Source organism: Lysobacter enzymogenes (genome assembly GCF_017168095.1).
Lineage (GTDB): Bacteria > Pseudomonadota > Gammaproteobacteria > Xanthomonadales > Xanthomonadaceae > Lysobacter > Lysobacter enzymogenes_D.
On sequence record NZ_LXSD01000102.1, the window covers coordinates 1 to 2,542 of the forward strand.

A 2,542-nucleotide genomic window follows, 5' to 3' on the forward strand; every position below is an offset into this window, starting at 1 on the left:
CGCTGGCGGCCGGAGCGGACGCGGCGGCCTTGGCCGGGCGCGGCGCGGGCGCGGCTGCCGCAGCGGGTTCGCTGGCGGGCATCGGCGCGGGAATCAGGGGGCTGGCATCGGCGACGATGGCCGGAGCGGCCTCAGCGGCCTTGCTGGCGCGCGGCTTGCGCACGCGCTTCTCGGCGGTGTCGCCAGCGTCGGGGGTCTTATCGGACAAGCGGAGGTTCCTCGCTAAGCGGCGAGCGCTCGCATCGGGCGAGCGGGACGTCAGGGACGTGGGTTGATGTGATGAGTTGCTAGACGGGGTGCGGCGCGGGGACGCGGAGTCCGACGCCGGGTACTGCGAAACTAGCACTGCTGCGGGGCTGCGGCAAGATTCCTGCATCCTGCCGTTCACCTGGCCGGGCCGGCGTCGGCCGGTTCGGGCTCAGGAGCGCCCGCGCCCGTGGCGGGCGCGAACGTGGTGTCGCTGCGGATCGCGCTGCGGACTGCGCCGCGCGCTGTGGATCGCGTGGATCCGCTTGAAGCTTGCTGGCCGAAGCCGCCCGGGCCGCCGCGCTCGCGCCGGCCCGGTCCGCGGCGCCGGACTCAGATGGCCTTGTCGATCATCTGGGTCAGCAGGGTCTTGATGTTCGGCGGCGCGCCCAGCTGGGTCGAGTGGATCTGGCCGTCCTTGAACATCATCAGCATCGGAATGCTGCGGATGTTGAAACGTACGCCGAGCGCGGGGTGTTCCTGCACGTCGACCTTGACCACCTTGGCGCGGCCGTCGTACTGCTCGGCCAGCTGCTCGACGATCGGGCCGATGGCCTTGCACGGGCCGCACCACGGCGCCCAGAAATCGACCAGGACGGGTTCGGACGACTGCAGCACGGTGGCGTCGAAATCGGTAGCGCCAGCATGCAGAACTTTTTCGCTCACGGGGGTCTCCTGCGGGTGCCAAACCATACGGTTTTGGCTAATTTGGAACGGAACGCCCGGGCGGGCCATGCCGGGCGGGGGCTTACGCTAAACTGGGGCGTTTCGTGGCGCCTTCAAGGCCCCTTCAAGGGCTGGGACACAGCGTATCGCGTCGCGCCACGGCCTCCTCGAACCGGTCTTCCCGATGCATAAAACGGGTGCCGGCTCGGCCCCGGCAGTCTGCTTCGCCGACGCCACCCACGCAAGCGACACCCTATGGCGCCGAACCGGCGCGGATTCCGGAAACGCATGAGCGACAAGCCTTTAACCGATATCACGTTCTCCTCCTTCGACCTGCATCCGAGCTTGCTCGCGGGTCTGGAAGCGGCCGGGTTCTCCCGCTGCACCCCGATCCAGGCGCTGACCCTGCCGATCGCCCTGACCGGCCGCGACGTCGCCGGCCAGGCCCAGACCGGCACCGGCAAGACCCTGGCCTTCCTGGTCGCGGTCATCAACCGCCTGCTGACCCGCCCGGCCCTGGCCGAGCGCAAGCCCGAAGACCCCCGCGCGCTGATCCTGGCGCCGACCCGCGAGCTGGCGATCCAGATCCACAAGGACGCGGTCAAGTTCGGCTCCGAGCTGGGCCTGAAGTTCGCCCTGGTCTACGGCGGCGTCGACTACGACAAGCAGCGCGAGCTGCTGCAGAAGGGCGCCGACGTCATCATCGCCACCCCGGGCCGGCTGATCGACTACGTCAAGCAGCACAAGGTGGTCTCGCTGCACGCCTGCGAAGTGTGCGTGCTCGACGAAGCCGACCGCATGTTCGACCTGGGCTTCATCAAGGACATCCGCTTCCTGCTGCGGCGCATGCCGATCCGCACCGAGCGCCAGACCTTGCTGTTCTCCGCGACGCTGAGCCACCGCGTGCTGGAGCTGGCCTACGAGCACATGAACGAGCCCGAGAAGGTCGTGGTCGAGACCGAGTTCATCACCGCGGCCAAGGTCCGGCAGAAGGTCTATTTCCCGGCCGACGACGAGAAGATCCCGCTGCTGCTGGGCCTGCTGTCGCGCAGCGAGGGCGCGCGCACGATGGTGTTCGTCAACACCAAGGCCTTCGTCGAGCGCGTCGCGCGCGCGCTGGAGCGCGGCGGCTACCGGGTCGGCGTGCTGTCGGGCGACGTGCCGCAGAAGAAGCGCGAGTCGCTGCTCAACAAGTTCCAGAAAGGCCAGCTCGAGATCCTGGTCGCCACCGACGTGGCCGCGCGCGGCCTGCACATCGACGGCGTCAGCCACGTCTACAACTACGACCTGCCGTTCGACGCGGAAGACTACGTCCACCGCATCGGCCGCACCGCGCGCCTGGGCGCCGAGGGCGACGCGATCAGCTTCGCCTGCGAGCGCTATGCGATGAGCCTGCCGGACATCGAGGCCTACATCGAGCAGAAGCTGCCGACCGCCCCGGTCGACGCCGAACTGCTGGTGGCGCTGCCGCGTCCGCAGCGCGAGGCGCCGGCGCTGGAAGAGGGCGAAGAGGAAAGCGAGAGCATCGGCGCGATCTTCAAGGAAGCGCGCGAGCAGCGCGCCGCCGACGAACAGCGGCGCGGCGGTGGCGGCAGCGGCCGTGGCCGCGGCGGCCCCGGCGGGCGCAGCG

General features: G+C 69.6%; 2 protein-coding genes and 1 pseudogene. 1 reads left to right on the forward strand and 2 read right to left on the reverse strand.

Annotated elements, in window-relative coordinates:
* Together A7A76_RS02845 and trxA are read right to left on the reverse strand one after the other, a co-directional pair.
* Positions 1-208, reverse strand: a pseudogene (locus A7A76_RS02845) (transcription termination factor Rho); the annotation flags it as partial.
* A gap of 371 nt (positions 209-579) precedes the next feature.
* Positions 580-912 carry a thioredoxin gene (gene trxA, locus A7A76_RS02850; protein WP_074870863.1) on the reverse strand — a complete coding sequence of 111 codons (333 nt, stop codon included), beginning with the start codon at positions 910-912 and terminating at the stop codon, positions 580-582.
* A 288-nt stretch (positions 913-1,200) separates the two neighbouring features.
* Between trxA and rhlB the strand changes: the two genes are divergently transcribed.
* Positions 1,201-2,542 (forward strand): ATP-dependent RNA helicase RhlB (rhlB, locus tag A7A76_RS02855; RefSeq protein ID WP_206409776.1); only part of this gene is annotated, 1,342 nt, incomplete at its 3' end.